The 17,715-nt window shown below is 50.3% G+C and carries 15 protein-coding genes and 1 pseudogene; 10 read left to right on the forward strand and 6 right to left on the reverse strand.

The features are described 5' to 3' along the window. A pseudogene (locus CRN95_RS14955) lies at positions 1–215 on the forward strand (hypothetical protein); the annotation flags it as partial. 46 nt (positions 216–261) lie between these two features. Beyond that, entirely contained in the window at positions 262–564 is a 303-nt protein-coding gene (locus CRN95_RS00010; protein WP_097019734.1) for a hypothetical protein, read from the forward strand. A 51-nt stretch (positions 565–615) separates the two neighbouring features. Here the strand turns inward: CRN95_RS00010 and CRN95_RS00015 are convergent, their stop codons facing one another. Continuing rightward, positions 616–1,029, reverse strand: coding sequence for a hypothetical protein (locus tag CRN95_RS00015; RefSeq protein ID WP_088629653.1), 414 nt, complete (start codon positions 1,027–1,029; stop codon positions 616–618). A gap of 328 nt (positions 1,030–1,357) precedes the next feature. Between CRN95_RS00015 and CRN95_RS00020 the strand changes: the two genes are divergently transcribed. Further along, positions 1,358–3,019 (forward strand): diphosphate--fructose-6-phosphate 1-phosphotransferase, encoded by a 1,662-nt coding sequence (locus CRN95_RS00020; RefSeq protein ID WP_088629652.1) that lies wholly within the window; start codon positions 1,358–1,360, stop codon positions 3,017–3,019. A gap of 117 nt (positions 3,020–3,136) precedes the next feature. On the opposite strand, the gene prfB is transcribed toward CRN95_RS00020, so the two are convergent. Both prfB and CRN95_RS00030 read right to left on the reverse strand, forming a co-directional pair. Next, a protein-coding gene (prfB, locus tag CRN95_RS00025; RefSeq protein WP_103143256.1) for a peptide chain release factor 2 occupies positions 3,137–4,247 on the reverse strand; the annotation gives its coding sequence in 2 pieces (ribosomal slippage) (positions 3,137–4,174 and positions 4,176–4,247; 1,110 coding nt in all). Between the two features lie 150 nt (positions 4,248–4,397). Further along, positions 4,398–5,405: a peptidylprolyl isomerase gene (locus tag CRN95_RS00030; RefSeq protein WP_097019736.1), complete on the reverse strand. Its 1,008-nt coding sequence runs from the start codon at positions 5,403–5,405 to the stop codon at positions 4,398–4,400. Between the two features lie 159 nt (positions 5,406–5,564). On the opposite strand from CRN95_RS00030, the gene CRN95_RS00035 reads away from it, so the two are divergent. Together CRN95_RS00035 and CRN95_RS00040 are read left to right on the forward strand one after the other, a co-directional pair. Continuing rightward, positions 5,565–6,428, forward strand: a complete 864-nt coding sequence (locus CRN95_RS00035) for a carbon-nitrogen hydrolase (RefSeq protein WP_015732470.1) — start codon at positions 5,565–5,567, stop codon at positions 6,426–6,428. Positions 6,429–6,492: 64 nt separating this feature from the next. Continuing rightward, positions 6,493–7,515: an agmatine/peptidylarginine deiminase gene (locus tag CRN95_RS00040; protein ID WP_097019737.1), complete on the forward strand. Its 1,023-nt coding sequence runs from the start codon at positions 6,493–6,495 to the stop codon at positions 7,513–7,515. On the opposite strand, the gene CRN95_RS00045 is transcribed toward CRN95_RS00040, so the two are convergent. Continuing rightward, positions 7,516–8,100 carry a viroplasmin family protein gene (locus CRN95_RS00045; RefSeq protein WP_088629648.1) on the reverse strand — a complete coding sequence of 195 codons (585 nt, stop codon included), beginning with the start codon at positions 8,098–8,100 and terminating at the stop codon, positions 7,516–7,518. It abuts the gene before it with no gap. Between the two features lie 23 nt (positions 8,101–8,123). Between CRN95_RS00045 and CRN95_RS00050 the strand changes: the two genes are divergently transcribed. Genes CRN95_RS00050 through CRN95_RS00060 form a run of 3 tightly spaced genes read left to right on the forward strand, consistent with a single transcriptional unit; the run spans position 8,124 to position 11,646 of the window. After that, positions 8,124–8,714 carry a hypothetical protein gene (locus tag CRN95_RS00050; RefSeq protein ID WP_235002782.1) on the forward strand — a complete coding sequence of 197 codons (591 nt, stop codon included), beginning with the start codon at positions 8,124–8,126 and terminating at the stop codon, positions 8,712–8,714. A gap of 2 nt (positions 8,715–8,716) precedes the next feature. Beyond that, entirely contained in the window at positions 8,717–9,589 is an 873-nt protein-coding gene (locus tag CRN95_RS00055; RefSeq protein WP_088629647.1) for a PHP domain-containing protein, read from the forward strand. Then, positions 9,589–11,646: a hypothetical protein gene (locus tag CRN95_RS00060; protein WP_235002783.1), complete on the forward strand. Its 2,058-nt coding sequence runs from the start codon at positions 9,589–9,591 to the stop codon at positions 11,644–11,646. The genes CRN95_RS00055 and CRN95_RS00060 overlap by 1 nt, the downstream gene beginning before the upstream one ends. Before the next feature lie 116 nt (positions 11,647–11,762). Here CRN95_RS00060 and CRN95_RS00065 read toward each other — a convergent pair whose 3' ends face one another. Both CRN95_RS00065 and CRN95_RS00070 read right to left on the reverse strand, forming a co-directional pair. Then, positions 11,763–12,767: a calcium/sodium antiporter gene (locus CRN95_RS00065; RefSeq protein ID WP_097019739.1), complete on the reverse strand. Its 1,005-nt coding sequence runs from the start codon at positions 12,765–12,767 to the stop codon at positions 11,763–11,765. Between the two features lie 6 nt (positions 12,768–12,773). Continuing rightward, a complete protein-coding gene (locus CRN95_RS00070; protein WP_097019740.1) occupies positions 12,774–13,769 on the reverse strand; it encodes a porin family protein in 996 nt (331 codons plus the stop codon). 102 nt (positions 13,770–13,871) lie between these two features. On the opposite strand from CRN95_RS00070, the gene CRN95_RS00075 reads away from it, so the two are divergent. Both CRN95_RS00075 and guaA read left to right on the forward strand, forming a co-directional pair. Next, positions 13,872–15,428 (forward strand): M17 family metallopeptidase, encoded by a 1,557-nt coding sequence (locus tag CRN95_RS00075; protein WP_097019741.1) that lies wholly within the window; start codon positions 13,872–13,874, stop codon positions 15,426–15,428. 89 nt (positions 15,429–15,517) lie between these two features. Beyond that, on the forward strand, positions 15,518–17,353 hold the full coding sequence (gene guaA / locus CRN95_RS00080) for a glutamine-hydrolyzing GMP synthase (protein WP_097019742.1): 1,836 nt from the start codon (positions 15,518–15,520) through the stop codon (positions 17,351–17,353). Positions 17,354–17,715: the final 362 nt, after the last annotated feature.

Here is a 17,715-nt window from a genome sequence, read left to right on the forward strand (position 1 = left end):
GCGAAAATACTGCAACCGGCATGGGGATAATCGCGCTAAAGCATGCGTTCAACAAAGACAAGCTGCTGGAACTGTTGCCTCAGTTCTGTAAATTCCTGGATAAAATGCCACGAAACGAGGCCTCTTGTCTGCTTGAAAAAACAAGTATATATTTCAAGAAACCCCTACGCTTCGGCAATGGAAAAGCAAGCTTTTCCGCTGCTCTCAGCTTGTAGGGTTTTGATAGAGTATTTAGGTAAAGATTTCCTAAAGGAGCTGAACATGGCGTTCGTAAGCATTGGGCAAAAATACGGTTTCGTAAGCATTGGCGACTATTTCCGCCAACAATTGGCAGAAGAGCGCCAGCAAATGACGGAAGAGCGCCAGCAATTGGCGGAAGAACGTCAGCAATTGGCGGAGGAACGTCTGCAATTTGAAGAGAAACTCGCCGATGAACGTGATAAGTTGAAAAAAGCCGAAGAAGAAAAGCTTCGTACGGCTCGAGGGCTATACAAAGATGAAGTCCCCATAGATATTCTTGTCAAAAGATTCAACTTGACCAAAGAACAGATTCTCAGAAAATAAAAAACGGGCGACCTAAACAGGCCGCCTAGTTTGTACATTCTTTCGTCTAGTTTATGCGCATTGCAGTGCGCCGAGCATGTCGTAGACTTGAGCTTCGACACTGAGGAGTTCCATGTCGTAATTCGGAGCCCATTCGAGAATAGGCACGTTGTTGGTCTGGGCATATTCGCGGAAAAGGCTCTTATCGCCAACGGAATGGCCCAACAGCACCGGACAAGTGTTATTATGAACGTTCAAGCCTTCAATAAGCTTGTCAGATTTAAACCCATAGGACAAATTGAAAACGAAGTCGGCGTTGGCACAAGCCTCGTCGATAACATCCTTGTCGGATTCTGCATCACAGGCAAAGATTTCCCCTATTTCAATATTACCGATAGCGTTGAAAACACCATCCTTGATGTCCTTGAGCATGGACAGGAGCCCATGGCCAAGGATCGTATCGGATCCCCAGATTAAAACATTCATACACTCACCTTCTTATTGCTTTTTGTGTAATGATTGTCTCACGGCACTCATTACTTTTTTATTACGCGCCGCATATATAGTAAAATTTACTCTAATTTGGAATAAAAAGTTAAAAAAATCATACAAAAATTTGACTTTTATCACACATCGTAAAGAAAATGCCCTGATTTTATACTTAACTAGCGAGGCATAATATACAAATGGATACCCAAGCTAAGCCCCGCCCGCATGATGTACTTTTTGGTTCTTGAAAAGAATAATTACTATATTTACGCCGGATTTTAACCAAAAACCCGCGAATGCGGGGCAAATAAAAAAGGAATAAACAATGTCCGAAAATCTCTCTGTACTGACCAAGGCCCGTCAGGCCTATCAGCCGAAGCTCCCGGTGTCCCTCAAGAATGGCGCCCTCAGCGTGAAGATTAACAAGGGTGCAGCTACGGAATCCGTTAGCGACCAGGCCAAGATCAAGGAACTCTTCCCGAACACTTACGGTCTTCCGGTTGTTCAGTTCGAAGCTGCCGAAGCCAAGGCTGGCAAGGCTCTCCGCATGGGCGTGGTTCTCTCTGGTGGCCAGGCTCCGGGTGGACATAACGTTATCGCCGGTATCTACGACGGCATCAAGTCCGTTTCCAAGGATTCCGTCCTTTTCGGTTTCCTCGGCGGTCCGAGCGGTCTCGAAAACGGCAAGTACATTGAAATTGACGACGCCAAGATGGACGCCTACCGCAACGCCGGTGGCTTCGACATGATCCAGTCTGGCCGTACCAAGCTCGAAACTGAAGAACAGTTCAACAAGTGCATCGCTGTTGCTAACAAGCTCGACCTCGACGCTATCGTTATCATCGGTGGTGATGACTCCAACACGAACGCAGCAGTTCTCGGTGAATACTTCCAGTCCAAGGGCGTCAAGACCTGCGTTTGCGGTTGCCCGAAGACCATCGACGGTGACTTGAAGAACGAATTCATCGAAACCTCTTTCGGTTTCGACACCGCTGTGAAGACCTACTCTGAACTCATCGGCAACATCATGCGCGATGCTAACTCCGCTCAGAAATACTGGCACTTCATCAAGCTCATGGGCCGCTCTGCTTCCCATATCGCTCTCGAAGCCGCTCTCCAGACCCACCCGAACATCTGCCTTATCTCTGAAGAAGTCAAGGCTAAGCAGATGAAGCTCAAGGACGTGATCAAGCAGGTTGCTGACGTTGTTTACGCTCGTGCAGCTCAGGGCAAGAACTTCGGTGTCGCCCTCATTCCGGAAGGCCTCCTCGAATTCATCCCGGACGTTGGCGTCCTTATCTCTGAACTTTCTGAAGCCCTCGCCCACCACGAAGCTGAAGTCGAAGGTCTCGACACGGCTGCTAAGGTCGAAAAGCTCTGCGCATGGGTCAGCGCTGAATCCGCTGAAGTCCTCAAGAGCCTCCCGGCTGGCATCCAGGCTCAGCTCATGCTCGAACGCGACAGCCATGGCAACGTTCAGGTTTCCCTCATCGAAACTGAAAAGCTCATCATCGAAATGGTCAAGAAGGAACTCAAGAACCGTGGTGACTTCAAGGGCAAGTTCTCTGCTCTCAACCACTTCTTCGGTTACGAAGGCCGTTGCGCAGCTCCGTCCAACTTCGACGCTGACTACTGCTACAGCCTCGGCTTTGCAGCCTCTGTTCTCGCCCTCAATGGCATGAACGGCTATATGAGCTCTGTCCGCAACGTCACCAAGGGTATCGAAAACTGGGTCGCTGGCGGCCTTCCGATCACCATGATGATGAACATCGAACGCCGTCACGGCGCCGACAAGCCGGTTATCCGTAAGGCTCTCGTTGAACTCGAAGGCCCGATGAGCGCTCCGTTCAAGTACTTCGCCGCTCGCCGCGACGAATGGGCTAAGACTGAATCCTACACCTATCCGGGTCCGATCCAGTACTGGGGTCCGAGCGAAGTTTGCGACATCACGAACTTCACGATCAAGCTCGAACGCGGTGCAATGTAATCTTTGATTGCATAAAGCAAAAAAGAGAAGCTCAACAGAGCTTCTCTTTTTTTTATTTCGCGAGTTTTGCGAGCACGTCAAGCACGCAAAAATAGCGGGCAGAGCCCGCCACATTTTCTATCCCTTATTCGCTTCGCTTGTGCTTAGCAAGTAAGCGTCGATGAACGGCTTGATTTTTCCGTCGAGAACGCCTGCCGTGTCAGACGTTTCAACGCCTGTGCGGAGGTCTTTCACAAGCTGGTACGGCTGCAGCACATAGCTTCGGATTTGGCTACCCCATTCGACCTTCTTCTTCTCGGCCATGCGGGCATCACGCTTCGCTTCTTCTTCCAAGCGGTAGTGTTCTGCAACCATGGTCTTGAGCATCTTGTAGCAGGTTTCGCGGTTTTGGATCTGGCTGCGTTCCGTCTGGCAGCTAGCCATGATGCCTGTCGGCAAGTGGGTCATACGCACTGCAGAATCCGTCTTGTTGATGTACTGACCTCCAGCACCACTACTGCGGTACGTGTCCACGCGCACTTCAGACATATCGAGATCAAACTCCACGTCTTCGTGTTCGGGGTACAGATAAACGGCCGTAAAGCTCGTATGGCGGCGGGCGTTGGCATCAAACGGGCTGATGCGCACCAAGCGATGAACGCCGATTTCCGAACGGAGCAAGCCGTAAGCATTTTCGCAAGTGACTTCAATCGTAGCGCTCTTGAGACCAGCATCTTCCGCTTCCTGGAAATCCACGACCTTGAAGTCCATCTTTTCGCGTTCAAAGAAATGCGTGTACATGCGGAAAAGCATGAGCGCCCAGTCCTGGGACTCCGTGCCACCTGCACCCGGATGGATAGACATAAGGCATGCACAGGCATCGTCCGGGCCGTTCAGCATCTTCTTGAATTCCATCGCTTCGACTCTAGACTTGAGGTCCGCAATGTCGGATTCGAGCGTTGCCGTGAGGTCGGCAGATTCCTCGTCCTTGCTCATTTCATACAGCTCGGCAAGGTCATCGCACGTCTGGGAAACTTCTTTCCAGGAATCAATGAGTCCCTTGAGGTTCCCAATCTTTTTCATCATCGCCTGCGCCTTTTCCTGATCGTTCCACAGGTTCGGGTCGCCGGAATCCTTTTCAAGGACATAGAGTTCTTCGGTCTTTGCCTCTAAGTCAAAGATACCCCCAGAGTTTATCGATGCGGCTGCGCAACTCGATAAGCCCGGTATGTGTAGTGTTGAATGCCATATCAAACCTCTAATATCAGCTAGTTAAAAAAAGAAGTGCCATCCTGAGTGCAGAACCGTAGATTCAAAATCGAAGGACCCAAAAGGATCTCTGGATTCTTCGACTTCGCTACGCTTCGCTCAGAATGACACGTACAAACAGTTCGTGCTATTACTTAGCAGCGCCGATTGCCTGAGGCGGTTCGTACTTCTTGTCGAGGTACTGGACCTTGTAGGTCTTGCCAAGTTCGTCGAGGTAAGCCTTGAGCTTTGCCTGGCGTTCCTGTTCGCGCTGTACACGCAAAATGTAGTCGATCTGGTGCTTGTAGCTTTCAAACTTGCCATCGTTCTTTTCGGTAAGCATGAAGATAGACACACCATCATTTTCGGTAATGACTTCAGAGATTTCACCGACCTTGATCTTGCCAACAGCCTTGGCAAAAGCGGCACTCTTGGACTTGGCGACAAACTTGTTCATGATACCGCCAGTCTTCTTGGCTTCCTTATCGTCGCTGTACATAGCGGCGAGCTGAGCAAACGTTGCCTTCTTGGAACGAACCTGGGCAGCAAGACCCTTCAACATGTCCTTGGCATCACTGATTTCCTGAGCGCTCTTACCCTTGGTAGAGATGAAAATACGAGCACCGCTAATGGTATCGTTGATAGCAACCTTGGACTGGTTGAGCTGCCAGAAAGCCTTGAGATCTTCTTCGGTCGGATCCTTCGGATACGGAACCTTCTTTTCGAGAATCTGTTCGCTCTTGAGCTGGTCTTCAATCTTGGACTTGAACTGAGCCATCGTCGTGTTAGACTTCTTGAGTTCCTTCTGAAAAGCATCTTCGCTCGGGAACTGCTTCTTGAAGAGAGCCGTCAAGCTATCAACCTTACCAGCGGACACCTTGATACCCATTTTCTTGGCTTCGAGCTTGATGAGTTCCTGACCCACGAGATTATCGACAACTGCATAGCGAAGTTGAGTCATCATTTCGTCGGTCAACTTCTGACCCGGAGCCTGCTGCTGACCGAGCATCGTTGCAAGGCTATCAATCTTACCACCAGAAATACCAGTTTTTTCGACGCGAATAACATCGAGGCTCTTCGAATTCATCAACTGAGCAGAGGCAATGCCGGCAGTAAGGAGCACGGCTGCAGCACCACGAGAAATAAGTTTAAGAGACATTATTTATCCTTTTATAAAAAAATCAAGGGTTTTAAAATTCAAGGGTTAATATAGAAAACTTACAACGCGCGAGCGTATCATCAGTGTGATTTTACGCAAACAAAACAATGTTCTTACAAAAAATTGAAGTTATGGCTCGTTTTTGCTAAATTATTGCACATGAACAAGATTAAAGTATATACGTTGCAAGGTAAATGGACTGGGGATTTCGATTCCAATAACAAGTGGTACAAGGACGAAGCGCTCAAGCTCAAGGGCAAAGACATCGATTTGCTCGTCCTCCCCGAGCTTTTCCACACTCCGTACTTCCCGTTCGAAGAAAACGCAGACTTTTTCGATTTGGCGATTGAAAAGGACCACCCGATTGTCGCCGAATGGCAAGAAATTGCAAAGGAACTGAACGCCGTTGTCGTGTTCCCGTTCTTTGAAAAGCGTGCCCGTGGCATTTACCACAACTCGGCATTCGTATTTGAACGCGACGGAAGCATCGCAGGGCTTTATCGCAAGAGTCACATTCCCGACGATCCCGCCTTCTACGAAAAGTATTACTTTATTCCGGGTGACACCGGTTTTGAACCGATCAAGACTAGCGCCGGTACGCTTGGCGTGCTTATTTGCTGGGACCAGTGGTTCCCCGAAGCAGCCCGCATCATGAGCCTCAAGGGCGCCGACGTGCTCATCTACCCGACCGCTATTGGCTGGATGGATTCTGAGCCCAAGGAAATTTATCCGAGACAGCAAGATAGCTGGATGACGGTCATGCGCGGACACGCGATTGCAAACCGCACATTCGTGATTGCAGCGAACCGCTCGGGTGTCGAAGGTCATCTCACGTTCTGGGGCACAAGCTTTGTCGCTGCACCGGACGGATACATCTTGCAAAAGTGCGATCCGGAATTCTTGGGTGCAAGCTATGTCGAGCTCGACCTTGCCGAAACCGAAGAAAATCGCCGTTGGTGGCCGCATTTCCGCGACAGACGCGTGGACTTGTACAAGGACATCCTCAAGATTTGGGCAGACTAGCATCACCGTCATCCTGAGCAAAGCGAAGGATCCAGTAAAAAGACAATTAAAAAGGATTTTTTCCATGACGAAAAATTCAATTCGTTATCCGGCGGAATGGGAAAAGCAGAGTGCCACGTGGCTTGCTTTCCCGCACAACAAGACGAACTGGTATGGTGAACGCGGCATCAACATCCGCAAGTTCTATGTAGAACTTATCCGTAACATCACGGAATTCCAGCCGGTGAACCTGTTGCTCCCGGCCAAGAACTTCTTGACCGATGAAGAAAAGGCGGCTCTCGTAAACCGCCCGTTCCCGGTGAACTTCATCGTCATCAAGACAAACGACATCTGGATTCGCGACTACGGTCCGTTCTTTATGAAGAAGGGCGACAAGAAGGTCGTCACTGAAACGCAGTTTAACGCTTGGGGCGCCAAGTTCCCGCCATGGGGACTCGACAACGCCATCCCGCAGAAGATTGCCGAAAAGCAAAAACTCCCGCTCAACGAAAGCGTTCCGTTCATCTTCGAAGGAGGCGCTATTGAAGTCAACGGTGACGGTCTCGGCATCACGACCGAAGATTGCCTTGTTGGCAAGAACCGCAATGACGAGAAGGATTTGAAGAAAGTCGTGAAAGCACTTTGCAAGGCTTTTGGCCTCAAGGAAATGCTCGTACTCCCGCACGGATTGCACGGCGACCACACGGACGGCCATATCGATAACGTAGCTCGCTTTGTCGAGAAAGACAGAGTCGTCATGTGCATGACGGACAACAAGCGCTCCCCTAACTACGCGATTTTGACCGATGCCAAGCAGTTCATCGAAAGCTGGCTCAAGGAACATTACGAAACCGCCAAGGTCGATACACTTCCGCTTCCGCCGCAGCGCGTGCTCGATGACGGACAAATTCTCCCGGCATCGTACATGAACTACATCTACGTGAACGGTGGACTCATCTTCCCGAAATACAAGTGTCCAAACGATGCGAAAGCCAAGAAGTATTTCGAGAGCGTGTACCCGGATCGCAAGGTGATTGGCATTGATTGCCGCACCGTGATTGAAGAAGGCGGCAGCCTCCACTGCATGAGCAAGCACGAAAGCGAGTAATTATTTCTTTCTCGCTTTTGCGATTGCTTCTTTTGCTAATTTATCTACAAGTTCATTCCACTTGACACCTGTATGGGCGGCGACCTTTTCGAACTGCACACGGTGCAGATAAGGTTTTGCAGCTGCCACATACATCTTGGCGATATTGCTCTTGGCTTGCCATTCGCCTTTTGCCCAGCGCGCAATGCCTTCGTAGTCATGGCAAATAACGCCATTTTGATTATGGGCATCAAGCCATTTCATTGCCTGGAACGAAGCCATCACTTCCCCATCGATATTGCGACTTTCGGCATCGAATGCTGTAATTCCCGAACCGCGGGCAAGTTCCTTGTCGTCTTCGGTTACAACAAAAGCCCAGCCGGCAGGGCCAAATCCCGGCGAAAACGAACCATCGACAAATACACGGATCCCATCGGGCGCAGGAGCCTCCATTCCGTCGAGCCAAGCCTGAGCCTCCTCGCGGGAACCGAAGGATTTGAACAAAACACCTTTAACCCCATGCGTGAGCTTAAGGCATTCATCCCACGTGGTTACAATTTTCTTTTCATTTTCGCTTTTTATGGCATAGAACTTCTGTTTAGGCATGGCGCAAATTTAATATATTTTTAATGAATTTAGAATTAGGAGACCTTTTGTTTTCTTCACAGTACTTTGCTGAAGGCATACGTTATTGCGTTTTGCGCAAGCTTTGCAAGCCACTGCTTTATCGGTGGTTTATTCACAAAGCGGGCAAACGAAAGAGCTCCAGGACTTTTTCGTTCCCCGAGTGCTTGCAGAATGGCGGCAAAGTCGTATTCTTTATGCCCGAGGAAAAGGAAGTCGCAAAAATCATCCTCGACGAGCTCCCCGTAGAAAGTCTCAAAACAATCTTGTTTATTGCCCACGGCGATCAAGAAATTCTCTTTTCACAGAAAAAGGCTCAGGTTTCTTACTACACTGATGATGGATGCCGCTACGGCGAAGATCAGTTCGATAGAATCGAATACCAGGTAAAAACTTACGCCCCCGTCGCCTGCGTTTATCCAGGCCCCCATAAACCGCAATTTTTATACCTCGCCCTCATTAGCGGAGCCGCTTGCCGAATCGGTTTTGACTGCGCCAGGGAGTACCCATTCCTCAATATGAGTCTCCACGAGCTCAAGACGATTTCGCCAGCGAGGATGATTGCCCGCTATTTTATAAAGGGTAAAATAGGCTAGCCATGCAAAAGATGTTTTCGACAATCATCACCGAAAACGGCGGCTATGCAGACTTGCACATGCACACCAAGCTCTCCGACGGCACCCTGTCCGTTGACGAGTTGCTCATGCTTTGCAAGCGCAAGGGACTTCGTTGCATATCCATTACGGATCACGACAATCTCGATAGCTACAAGCTCGCCGAAGAGCCTGCCAAAGAAATCGGCCTCGAAATCATCCCGGGGATTGAAATTTCTGCCGTGTGGCAGGGCAAGGACATCCACATTCTCGGTTACTTCTGCGACCCGACAAACCTCGCCTTGAACATGGAACTCGAGGATTTCGCCAAGCAGCGCATTGCCCGCGTAAAGGCAATTATCAAGAAGCTGAACGCGCTTGGCATCGGCATCACGTTCGAAAAGGTGCATTCGTACTGCAAGGGCAAAATCATTGGACGCCCGCACATTGCGATGTCGCTCGTCGATGAAGAATACATCTCAAACTTCTCCGAAGCGTTCACGAAGTACCTCGGTGACGGTTGCATCGCCTTTGTCGAAAAGAAAGGCCTTAACCCCCAAGAAACAATTCGACTGATTGAAAATGCCGGAGGCATTGCCGTACTCGCCCACCCGTACAAGTCTGGGCTCAGCGACCAGTTCATCGAGAACATGGTGGAATGGGGCATCCAGGGCATGGAAGTCTACAGCCCGGCACAAAAAGGCGCTGTTGGCCGCAAATACAAGGAAATGGCACAAAGGTTCGGACTTGTGGGCACTGGCGGTTCCGACTTCCACACCGAAAACGGGACTTACCCCCCAGGTTGCATGAAAATGCCCTACACCGTCGTCCAGGCACTCCGAGAAAGGCGCGAAAAATCTCGTGCAGAATGGTTCTAATGAATCGTGGTATTCTTCTAATAGCTGTATTGTCGACGCTTGTCTCAAGCGTTTTTGCGGACGTTATTCACGCCAAACGCTACACGCTCCCGACACCGCAAGACTCCATCTTTGAAACGGTTAACGCTCCCGATCCGGCTCCACGAGAAACCGACGCTGGACGTTGGATCATTCCGCTGCGCGAAGTCATGCAGCGCACGTACGACGTCTCGGGTCAAAAGTCCGAATGGGTGCTGGGCACGTCCATCCTTGGCAGTCCGGAACTCCATGCAAGGTCCCTTGGTATCGGGACGCTATCCAAACGTTACCCGAGCAAGCTTGCGGGCATATACACCACGCGCTTAAGCTATGACGGTTCGACGCTCGCCCTCAATGGCGAGAACGGAATCCTGTTTGAAGAACGCCGAGGCATCCCGGTTGACACCCCGATTACAGACATCAACTGGGAACGCAGCGCATTCGAAGGGAACGCATTGCGCCTTGATTTCCGACGCCTCATTACAGATTCCGTCACGCTCGATCTTGGATTGCAAAGCCATTCCAACCTGCTTTCGAAACCATTCGAATACCAGCCGGTGACGCATTCTCCGTTTTTTGCACTTGGCCGCGATTCAACGGATATTCCCTTTGGCGGGCGCAACATCGCCATGAACAGCATGCATATCCAGCCAATTGTCACATGGCGTTTTGGCTACGGCAAGGCTTTCTTTAAGATAAACTATTTGAGTCTCGACAATGCCGACAACACAACGCATGAAGTACTGCTCGACACGCTCGATCCAACAGTCCGCAAATTCCAGACAGATCCGTACAAGATTGTCATTGAGACACGCACTTACGGTGGTGGCGTTGAATTTTACCCCATCAAGGATTTGACGCTCGGCACAGAAATCCATTATGGCAATCACGAAATGGAACTGCGCAATTTGCCTAAAATTCAAAAAAGCATTGACACCACTTATAACAACTACAATCTTCCGGTATATACATACGACTATTACGACACCAACAAGACCCGTAACTTTGAAACCATTCTCGGAAGTTTCAATATCCGCTACAACATGTTCCTGAATCCGAGAATTCATTTTGAGTATGAATTCTTGAACACTCAAGAAACTGGAAACGACGATAAAAAGAAAGAATATTACCAAGACCGAGAAATCGGCTACGCCGAAGTTTCTGACACGCTGTTCGGAAAGGCATTTTTCCGTGTTCAAGCAGGCATGCAGCGCAACAGTTCGCTTTTAGACACTGTTGAATTTGCACCGGCCTTCTCGATTGACGGAACATACATCCTCCCCTACCACTTGATGGCAACAGCATCGTACCGTCACGACAACAAGTTCCCCGACGTCACACAGCTCAAGCTGACCGAATCCGGCCGAGTATCGTTCCCGAACGAAAACCTCAAATACGAAGTTCGCGACCGTGCAACAGCCAATATCACATGGAAAATGCGCGATGTCTTTTATGGACTTGGCCTACGCTATGAACACGCCAACAACCTGATCAAGCCCAACTGGGCCATCAAAGGATACCTCGATTCCACAACGACTTACGACAACATTAACGATGTTTCGATGAGCGAAGTTACCGATTCCCTGGAATACGCATTCCGCTATGGGAATCTCGATCACGCGCACACACTCGACTGGATGATGCAAGTGGGGTTCCGTCTTGGGAACTGGAAATTCTACCTGGAACGCGGGCAAAAGATGACGCGCACCAAGCTAATCGATACACCTTCGCTTTACTACAAAGGCAGCATCCATTGGCAAAATCGATTTGTGAAAGACAGGCTCGGCGTAAGTGTCCGCGTGGACTTCCAGTGGTTTAATAACCGCTATGACTGCACGATAGACGAGAACGGAAAGCCCAAGCTTGTCGAACTCAACAAGTACTTGGCCATGGATTTCGAAGCTCGCATGCAGGTTCTTTCATTTGAACTGTACAACCGCATCGAGAACTTCAACCATAGCATCTACGCGCCGGAAGCCGGCTACACCCCCGAAGGGTTGCGCTTCGCTTACGGCATCGTCTGGACATTCGGGAATTAGCAATTTCGTCATCCTGACGCCAACGGCGGAAGGATCCCGTCAAGTCTAGCTATGCAAATCAAGAAATGACTGGATTCTTCGTTCCCTTACGGTCTCTCAGAATGACGGCGAAAAAATTAAGCAGCCTGAATTCCGAGCAACACAAGATACGCAACATACAAGCTTAGGAGAAGCGCTCCCCCAATGCGTCCAAAACCAAACTGGCCGCCTTTTTTACGCTTGCGCTTCAGGAATGGGAAACTCATCAAGAACAGCAAAAGCGTCAGTGCCGACATGATCGGCACATCACGGCTCATCACTTCTGGATCAGCCGCCTGAATCGGAGCAATGACAGATGCAAGCCCGACCACGACAAGCGTGTTAAAAATATTGGAACCAATTACGTTTCCAACGGCAAGATCATTCTCGCCACGGCGTGCCGCAGCAATCGAACTTGCCAATTCAGGGAGAGAAGTCCCCACAGCAACAATTGTAAGCCCGATGAGCAAATCACTCACACCCAATGCCTGAGCGACATTTACAGCGCCCCACACAAGCATTCGCGAACTTACGATCAAAAGCAAAAGTCCCATCAGCAAAAGCAACGAGGAACTGACGATAGAAACCTTTTCTGCAGAGCCGTATTCCGAGTCTAAATCATCTGCCGCTGCAGTTTTTTTTCGTTTGCGCTTTTGCCTCAATTCACTCATGATGTTAAACGCCATAATTGCCACAAACGCAAGCAACAAGACGATACCATCCATACGCGAAACATTCCCGTCAATAAGCAAAAAGACCGTCAAAACAGTCATCGCGATGAGAATCGGGATATCACGCGACATCGCCTGCTTTTGTACGACCACGGGAATAATAAGCGCCGTTACGCCAAGGATTAGCGCAATGTTTGCAATATTGGAGCCATAAGCGTTTCCAAGAGCAAGCTGCGGAGTATTATTCAACGCAGACAAAACTGAAACGACCATCTCCGGCGCAGATGTTCCAAAACCGACAATCACCATCCCGATAAGGAATGTGCTCATGCCAAAAAAATGGGCCACGCCGACGGCCCCATCCACAAACCAGTCTGCACTCCAGACCAGAAGAACAAGGCCCACGACAATGGCCGCAATAGATAGAATCATGTTATACTAGAATGCGTAGAAAGTTGCACCGACGGTGAACGACTTAGAAGACAGGTTGTTGACAGCCCATCCGTTATAATCTTCGTACTGGTTGTTGATGCCCCAAGTAAAGCGAGCGTCAAAACCGACATAACGGTTAGCACGGATACCCAGGCCAAATACGATAGACCAGTCGATAGCCGAACGGCAGTCGTTATCCATCATGTCTTCCTTGATATTCACGGACTTATCCGAAGCCTTCAGCTTAAACTTGTCTGCAGTCGCAAAAGACGGCTGGACACCCACATCAAAGAAGATGCTGGATCTAGCACTCTTCAAGGAGAGGAGTATCGGAAGAGAAATGCGATACTGGCTAAACGTTACACGATATTCGCCATAAGCTTGATTATAAACGTAATTATAGGTGTTGAGCACCTTGTCGTGTTCGAACATGACACCAGCCTTAATAGCCATGTTGTATTCATCCAACGGGAAGAGTGCAAAAGCACCTGCACTCCAGGCCAAGCCCGAATAATCGTCATATTCATAGCGGCCGTTATCGCCCATAAGGAACGCGCCACCAATAAAGCCCTGGACACCGAACGTAAAGTTCAGCGGGACAAGGCCACGTAGTTTGTCCATATCGGTCGAATCGGCAGTAGGAGCTTCAGTCACATAGATGGTCTTCACGACAGCGCCACTCGTTTCGACATCCGCAGGGGAATAAACCGGCTGGTAGACAAACTTTTTGGTCGTTGTCTTTTGGGCGACAGGCTTTGCTGCGTCGGCCCCACGAACGGCAGAAGGTTCTGCAAACAGATTTTCAGGAGCAAGTTCCTGTTCGACGGCGGTAAACTTATCTTGCGGAGCAGCCTGTACTGCAGGAGCGGCCTCAGCAGAGGCTTCTTGAGCAGGAGCTGCAGTCGGAGCTGCGGAAACAGCCGTTTCAGCAGGTGCAGCATTTTGAGCCATAGCGGCAGAAACCGCAAGAGCTGCCAAAATTCCAGTACATTTCAGATTCATATAATCCTCCAATGGTAATCACGTAATATTATAGTATTTTTATAATCGAAAAACCAATATAAAATACAAGCAAACCTTTGATAAAATACTAGATTACGCTATATGAAAACAAATATTGTATCTACAGCTTCGGGCAAAGCGAATGCATACGCCCTCTTTTTCGTGAAGAAATCTGTCCAGTTTTCCAACGCCCTTTCGGAAAGCGCAGAAAAGCAAGTTGAATCCGTCTTGAACGGTATGGAAGAGGGTCCGTTCGAAGACTTAGAGTTTTTGGAAATCGACAACCAGCCGACCATTTTTGTAAACGCCGCCAAGGAACGCGGCCTCTCGTCGCTCGACCACTTGCGCATGGCCGCCTACCGCCTCGCCAAGAAAGCAAGCAAGCGCCAGATTCCTGTCGTATCGATCATGCTTGCCGATGCAGCCCCGGAACAGTTCAAGAGCATTTTGCACGGTCTCCACTATGCAAGCTACAACTTTGACGCCTACAAGAGCAAAAAGAAAGAAGCCTTCCAGGTTACATACGAACTCGTCGCTGGTGATCAAACGGCCGAATTCAAGAAAATAGCCGACACCGTCGCTATCGAGCACAAGGCCATTGTCCTTGCCAAGAACCTCATCAACACAAGCGCCTCTGACCTTACGCCTGCTGAATTTGTCGAAAACGCAAATACCATTGCCAAGTACACTCCGGGCCTTTCGATCAAGGTTCGCAACATGAAGCAACTCGAAAAAGAAGGCTTCATGGGCCACGTGACCGTTGGCAAGGGCAGCTCGCATGAACCGTACATGATTACGCTCAGCTACGATGGAAGCAAGAGCGCTCGCGGTAAGGCTACTGCTAAAAGCGCGAATAAAAATGCGCGCACGTCCGCAGACCACTTGGTATTTGTCGGCAAAGGCCTCACGTTTGATACGGGCGGTCTCTGCCTCAAGCCACCTAAATCCATGCCCGAGATGATCAGCGACATGAGCGGAGCCGCAACAGTGCTTGCCGCCATCCAGGCCATCGCAACGCTTGAACTCCCGATCAAGGTGAGCGCAGTGTGCTGCCTCGCCGAAAACGCCATCGGCAACAAGTCCGTATTGCCGGGCGACATCTTTACCGCCAAGAACGGAAAGACCGTGATGGTTGACAATACGGATGCTGAAGGCCGCTTGGTTCTCTCGGACGGCCTTGCCGAAGCAGGCCTCATCGGAGCAACGCACATTATCGATCTCGCGACACTTACGGGAGCCATGGTTCGCGCACTCGGTTACGCTGTTGCCGGATTCTTCAGCAATGACGACGATCTCGCCTTGAAGGTCATCAACTGCGGCGAAGCCTGCTGCGAAAAGTTCTGGAGCATGCCGCTCGAAGAAGAATACGCCGACGCATTGAAGGATCATTTCGCCGACCTCAAGAACACCGGAAGCGACGCCGGCGCCATTGCCGCCGCCCTCTTCTTGCAGGAATTCGTTCCTGAAAACACAGCTTGGGCACACTGGGATATCGCAGGTACAGCATTTGTAAGCAAGAGCTGGAAGTACACCGACTTCGGTGCAACCGGCTTTGGCGTACAAACGCTTATCGAACTTGCAAGACGCATGTCCGGCGTAGTTTGCGAAGAAGCCGCAAACAAAGATACAGATGGCGAATATGTCGCTGTAGAAGCATAAGCGGATTTTAAATAATTTGCTTATCAAATCCTCAAAGTGAGTATTATAAAACCTTCAGATTTCTGAAGGTTTTTCTATCTTTGCGATGTATGAAAAACGTTGATACTATTGCCGTTTTGGACTTTGGTGGGCAGTACGCTCACTTGATTGCCAACCGTGTACGCCGTCTCGGCGTGTTTACCGAAATCCACTCCCCTGCCGCCCCGGTTTCTGAACTCGAAGGTGTGAAGGGCATCATTTACAGTGGTGGTCCGTCCAGCGTTTATGCTGCAGACGCTCCGGAATACAATCCTGAAATATTGAACCTCCCGGTGCCGAAGCTCGGTATCTGCTACGGTCACCAGCTCATCGCCCAGCAGTTGGGCGGTCACGTGGAACCGGGCAAAGTCAAGGAATACGGCATTGCAGACCTTATCGTCGGCGATGAAAAGTGCCCGCTTTTGAAGGGTCTCCCGAAGGCATCCCCGATGTGGATGAGCCACGGTGACCAGGTCACGAAGCTTCCTGAAGGCTACAAGATCGTGGCCAGCACCAAGGACTGCGAAATCGCAGCCGTTGCATTCGATAGCGACAAGCCTGAACGCCAGATTTTCGGCATCCAGTTCCATCCAGAAGTCACGCACAGCAAGTTCGGCATGAAGTTGCTCGAAAACTTCGTCGACTTTACGGGAGCCAAGAAGACTTGGAACATGAAGAGCTATCTGCCGCTCATTACGCAGCGCATCAAAGACCAGGTCAAGGACCGCAAGGTGTTCTTGCTCGTGTCTGGCGGTGTGGACTCCACGGTGGCATTCGTGCTCTTGAACCGTGTACTCGGACCGGAAAAGGTTCTCGGCTTGCATGTGGATAACGGCATGATGCGCCTCGGCGAATCCCAGAAGATTATGGACTTCCTCACGAAGGAAGGTATGAACAACCTCAAGATCCGCGACGCCAGCGAACACTTCCTTGCCAAGCTCAAGGGCGTAACCGCTCCAGAAACCAAGCGCGGCATTATCGGTAAGGAATTCCTGACGGTCAAGGACGAGGAAATGGCTAAGCTCAACCTCGATCCGAACGAATGGATGATGGCTCAGGGCACCATCTACCCCGACACCATCGAAAGCGGCGGCACCAAGAACGCTGACAAGATCAAGACGCACCACAACCGCGTGCAAGAAGTTCTGGACCTCATGGAAAAGGGCCTTGTGCTCGAACCGCTCGCTGACTTGTACAAGGACGAAGTCCGTGCCCTCGGCGAAGAACTCGGCATTCCGCACAACCTCGTGTGGCGCCACCCGTTCCCGGGGCCGGGTCTCGGTGTTCGTTTGCTCTGCAGCGAAGGCAAACTCACGAACGATATGGTGAAGTTCGAAGACGTGAAGGACACCGCAGGTCAGTCCCTCGCCGATTACCTCAAGGCAAACAACATTGCTGGCCGCATGCTCCCAATTAAGAGCGTGGGCGTTCAGGGTGACGGTCGTACTTACGCACAGCCGTTCCTCATCACGACTCCGGGCTTAAGCTGGAAGGATTGCGAAAAGTTCTCCACCGAACTTGCCAACCGCTTCAAGGCCATCAACCGCGTGATTTACCAGATTGGTAGCATCGCCGATGAAGATCCGAAGCTTGTCGAACAGTACGCCACCCGCGAAAACTTCGATACGCTCCGCAAGTTCGACAACATCTGTACCGAATTCTTGCAGGCGAACGACTTGTACGAAAAGATCTGGCAGATGCCAGTCGTGCTCGTTCCGCTCCGCACGGCTAACAAGCCCTGCATCGTGATGCGCCCGGTGAACTCCACCGAAGCCATGACGGCAAACTTCGCCGAAATCGACCAGGGCATGCTCGCTGGTCTCTGGCGCAAGTTCGAAGCCGAAGGCGCAGGCTCCCTGTGGTACGACGTGACGCACAAGCCGCCTGGAACCATTGAGTGGGAATAACCACCAATGTAACTTCGCACCGACCGTTCCACCTTGTGTGAACCACGGTTCCAATCCAAGTTTGCAAACACCGAGAGTAACATCTCGGTGTTTTTTTTGTTTGCAACGGGGTTTGAAACGAGGGTGCAACACGGCTTGAACCAAGGGTTGAAAACCCGTTCAAACCCAGGTTACAACAGGGCTTGAAGCGAATTGCTTCGAACCAAAGGCGCCGCTTTTTGCAACGAGGTGGCAACGGTGGTTCGAAACCAGGTTGTAAACAAAGTTGCAAACGAAAGGTTCAAACAGGGTGGCAAAAAAGTTGGAATGGACTGTTGCACATGTTGGAACAACGGACGCAAAGGGACAACCAAAGGAGGTTA

It is taken from the genome of Fibrobacter sp. UWB16, from assembly GCF_900215325.1.
Lineage (GTDB): Bacteria > Fibrobacterota > Fibrobacteria > Fibrobacterales > Fibrobacteraceae > Fibrobacter.

What these genes read in the sequence shown, in the direction of transcription:
- CRN95_RS00070 (WP_097019740.1), bottom strand. Translation starts at nt 13,769, where the DNA reads ATGAATCTGAAATGTACTGGAATTTTGGCAGCTCTTGCGGTTTCTGCC.
- CRN95_RS00045 (WP_088629648.1), bottom strand. Translation starts at nt 8,100, where the DNA reads ATGCCTAAACAGAAGTTCTATGCCATAAAAAGCGAAAATGAAAAGAAA.
- CRN95_RS00035 (WP_015732470.1), top strand. Translation starts at nt 5,565, where the DNA reads ATGAACAAGATTAAAGTATATACGTTGCAAGGTAAATGGACTGGGGAT.
- CRN95_RS00065 (WP_097019739.1), bottom strand. Translation starts at nt 12,767, where the DNA reads ATGATTCTATCTATTGCGGCCATTGTCGTGGGCCTTGTTCTTCTGGTC.
- CRN95_RS00055 (WP_088629647.1), top strand. Translation starts at nt 8,717, where the DNA reads ATGCAAAAGATGTTTTCGACAATCATCACCGAAAACGGCGGCTATGCA.
- CRN95_RS00060 (WP_235002783.1), top strand. Translation starts at nt 9,589, where the DNA reads ATGAATCGTGGTATTCTTCTAATAGCTGTATTGTCGACGCTTGTCTCA.
- CRN95_RS00040 (WP_097019737.1), top strand. Translation starts at nt 6,493, where the DNA reads ATGACGAAAAATTCAATTCGTTATCCGGCGGAATGGGAAAAGCAGAGT.
- CRN95_RS00015 (WP_088629653.1), bottom strand. Translation starts at nt 1,029, where the DNA reads ATGAATGTTTTAATCTGGGGATCCGATACGATCCTTGGCCATGGGCTC.
- guaA (WP_097019742.1), top strand. Translation starts at nt 15,518, where the DNA reads ATGAAAAACGTTGATACTATTGCCGTTTTGGACTTTGGTGGGCAGTAC.
- CRN95_RS00010 (WP_097019734.1), top strand. Translation starts at nt 262, where the DNA reads ATGGCGTTCGTAAGCATTGGGCAAAAATACGGTTTCGTAAGCATTGGC.
- CRN95_RS00075 (WP_097019741.1), top strand. Translation starts at nt 13,872, where the DNA reads ATGAAAACAAATATTGTATCTACAGCTTCGGGCAAAGCGAATGCATAC.
- CRN95_RS00020 (WP_088629652.1), top strand. Translation starts at nt 1,358, where the DNA reads ATGTCCGAAAATCTCTCTGTACTGACCAAGGCCCGTCAGGCCTATCAG.
- CRN95_RS00050 (WP_235002782.1), top strand. Translation starts at nt 8,124, where the DNA reads ATGAATTTAGAATTAGGAGACCTTTTGTTTTCTTCACAGTACTTTGCT.
- CRN95_RS00030 (WP_097019736.1), bottom strand. Translation starts at nt 5,405, where the DNA reads ATGTCTCTTAAACTTATTTCTCGTGGTGCTGCAGCCGTGCTCCTTACT.